Below are 3103 nucleotides of genomic sequence, written 5' to 3'. Positions count from 1 at the left end.
GGCCGGCACGCGGGCGCCGGGCGTCCGGGGCTGCCGCCCGGGGCGCGGCGCCGCGGGGGTGTCACCGCCGCTTGTCGTCGTCGCCGCCGGTGCCGCGGTTGCCGCGGTGCGCGGGGTCGTCCGTGTCGTAGACCCGGTGGGTGGTGCCGCTGCGGTCGGTGCCGGGCCTGCTCTCGTGCGCGGTGCCGCCGGTGAGGTCGCTGTGGCCGGTGCGGGTGCTGCGGCCGGCCTGGCCGCCGGAGGCACTGGACGTGTCGGACGTACCGGATGTGTCGGACGTACGGGACGCGGACGTGCCGCCGGGCATGTCGGAGGTGCCGTGCCCCGTGTCGGAGGAGCCGCGCTTCATGCCGGACGAACCGGATGTGCCGCCGGGCATGTCGTGCTTGCCGCCGCTCGCGCCGGGCATGTCGTCGCCGGCGGCGTTCGCGCCGCGGCCGCGGTCCGTACCGTAGCCGCGGCGGGTGCCCGTGGTCTGGGCGGCGCGGTGGGTGGCGTCGCGCCTGCCGGTCGACTCGGCCCTCCCGGACTTCTTCGCCAGCCCGGCGAGGCCGAGCAGGCCCGCGAGGCCCAGCCAGCCCCAGTTGCTCGCGTTGTCGCCCTTCGGGCCGCGCGGGCCCTGCTCCTGCTGGACCGTGCTCTGGGGGCTGTCCGCCGGGGTGGCGGCGGTCTGCGCGCTCGCGCCGGTCAGGGGGGCCAAGGCGAGTATCGCGGCCGCGCCCAGTGTTGCGGCGATCTTACGCATGGTGTGATCTCCCTTGAGAGCTGTTCCGACGGGCGTCTCGAACGCGGCTCTCCACCCGCGTGCCCGCGGCTCCCCCACACACCATGAACCCACGCATTGCTGCTTTACGCGAGTTTTATCCCTTTTTGCGGCTTCCGTTGCTTCCGCGGCCGAGCGCGTACGCCAGTGCTTCGCGCAGGTCAGCGACGAGATCCGCGGTGTCCTCGACGCCCGCGGAGAACCTGACGAAGCCCTCCGGCACCGCGTCCCCGCCCCAGCGCCCGCGCCGCTCCGCGGTCGAGCGCACGCCGCCGAAGCTCGTCGCCTCGTCGACCAGCCGCGCCGCGCCGAGGAACCGCTCCGCCGCGGCCCGGTCCGGCAGCGTGAACGCCACCACGCACCCGTAGCGCCCGGCGCGCATCTGGCGCGCGGCGAGCGCGTGCGCCGGGTCGGACGGCAGCCCGGGGTGGCGTACGTCCGCCACTCCGGGCGTCGCGCGCAGCGCCTCCGCGACGGCCAGGGCGTTGGCCGCCTGGCGCGCGGTGCGCAGCTCCAGGGTGGCCAGCGACCGGTGCGCGAGCCACGCCTCCATCGGACCGGGGATCGCGCCCGCGGTCTTGCGCCAGGTGCGCAGCCGGCGGGCGAGCGCGGGGTCGCGGGTGACGGCGTAGCCGAGGAGGACGTCGCCGTGGCCGGTGAGCGCCTTGGTGCCGCTGGCGACGGAGAGGTCGGCGCCGAGTTCCAGGGGGCGCTGGCCGAGGGGGGTGGGCAGGGTGTTGTCGACGGCGACGAGGGCGCCGGCGGTGTGCGCGGCGTCGGCGAGGCGGCGGATGTCGCACACGTCGAGGCCCGGGTTGGACGGGCTCTCCAGCCAGAGCAGGCGGGCGCCGTCGAGGAGTTCGGCCTGCGCGCCGCCGGCGGTGGGGGCGGTGCGTACCTCGGTGCCGTGCTCTTCGAGGAGGGCGCGCAGGCCGCCGGGGACGAGGTTGTAGCCGTCGGAGGGGAGGACGACGGGGCCGGGGCGGGACCCGTCGGGCCCGTCGGGCCGGTGCTTGTCGGGCCGGGGCGGTCCCGGGACGGCCATGAGGACGGCGGTGATCGCGGCCATGCCGGAGGCGAAGGCCACCGCCTCGGCGGGGGCGCCGGGCGACTCCAGCTCGGCGAGGGCGGCTTCGAGGCGGGTCCAGGTGGGGTTGGCGTCGCGGCCGTAGTCGTACGGCGCGTCGGTGACGTCGCCGGGGAGGTGGTAGTGGGCGGCGAAGACGGGGCCGGGGAGGGCGGGTTCGTACGGTTCGGGGGCGGGGAGGCCGGCGCGTACGACGCGGGTGCCGTCGGCGGGTGCGGGGGCGCCGGTGGCGTCCGGAGCGTTCGGCGTGTCGTCGGGGTGCGTCACCGGTCGGCTCCTTCCAGGGCCGCGCGCGCCGCCGCCCCGCACTGCGCGCCGTAGGCGGCGCCGAAGAGCGCGGCGTGCACGAGCAGATGGTGCAACTGGTACAGCGGCACCCGGCCGCGCCGGCCGGGCAGCGGGCGTACCTCCTCGTACGCCCCGAGCAGCCGCCCGAGCTGCGGGCAGCCGAACAGCTCCAGGAACGCCAGGTCCATCTCGGGGTGGCCGCCCTGCGCGGCGGGGTCGATGACGTACGCGCGGTCGTCGGCGGCCCACTGCACGTTGCCCGACCACAGGTCGCCGTGGATGACGGCGGGCGGCTGCGGCGGGCCGGTGACCTGGTCGATCACGGCGCAGAGGCGCTCGACGGCACGGGCGTCGGCGGGCGTGAGGGCGCCGTTGTCGGTGGCGAGGCGTAGAAAGGGAAGCAGCCGCTGCCCGGCGTAGAAGCCGGGCCAGTCATCGGGGGAGGCGGGCGCATGTTCGGCGTGCTCAGGCGGTGTTTCCGCGGCCGGTCCGAGGGCGTCCGGGGCGTCCGGGGTGCCCGGGATGTCCGGGGTGTTCCGGGCGCCGGTGTCGCCGGGGGGCGGCAGCGGCAGCGAGCCGATGTACGCGGGCCAGGGGGTGCCGTAGGCGTCCGCGGGGGTGTCGTGCAGGGCGGCGAGGTCGCGGCCGAGCCGCTCCGCCTGCGCGGGGGTCGCGGGGCCGGGCTCGATCCACTCCAGCAGGATCAGCCCGGGCTCCTCGCCGAGGACGGCGGGGACGGGGACGGTGCCGGTGTCCGCGAGGAGGCGCAGGCCGTGCGCCTCGGCGGCGAAGAAGTCGGCGGGCGCGCCGGCGCGGGTCTTGGCGAAGACGCGGCGGCCGTCGGCGAGTTCGAGGCGGTGCGCGGCGGAGATGTCGCCGCCGCAAGTCGGAGGCCAAGCGGTCTTAGGAAACAAAACATTCTACCAACTCCTTGGCTCACAGAACGACATGGCTACGATCCGACT

The 3103-nt window shown here is 76.5% G+C and carries 2 protein-coding genes; both read right to left on the bottom strand.

Annotation, left to right across the window (positions count from 1 at the left end; all coding sequences use genetic code 11):
- Window positions 1–61: 61 nt before the first annotated feature.
- Entirely contained in the window at window positions 62–745 is a 684-nt protein-coding gene (locus ABD317_RS35250; RefSeq protein ID WP_344295792.1) for a WGxxGxxG family protein, read from the bottom strand.
- Between the two features lie 115 nt (window positions 746–860).
- Window positions 861–2117 carry a cystathionine gamma-lyase gene (locus ABD317_RS35245; RefSeq protein WP_344295790.1) on the bottom strand — a complete coding sequence of 419 codons (1257 nt, stop codon included), beginning with the start codon at window positions 2115–2117 and terminating at the stop codon, window positions 861–863.
- Window positions 2118–3103 lie beyond the last annotated feature (986 nt).

Source organism: Streptomyces synnematoformans, assembly GCF_039531005.1.
GTDB classification, from domain to species: domain Bacteria; phylum Actinomycetota; class Actinomycetes; order Streptomycetales; family Streptomycetaceae; genus Streptomyces; species Streptomyces synnematoformans.
This window is presented reverse-complemented; position numbering and strand designations above follow the sequence as displayed.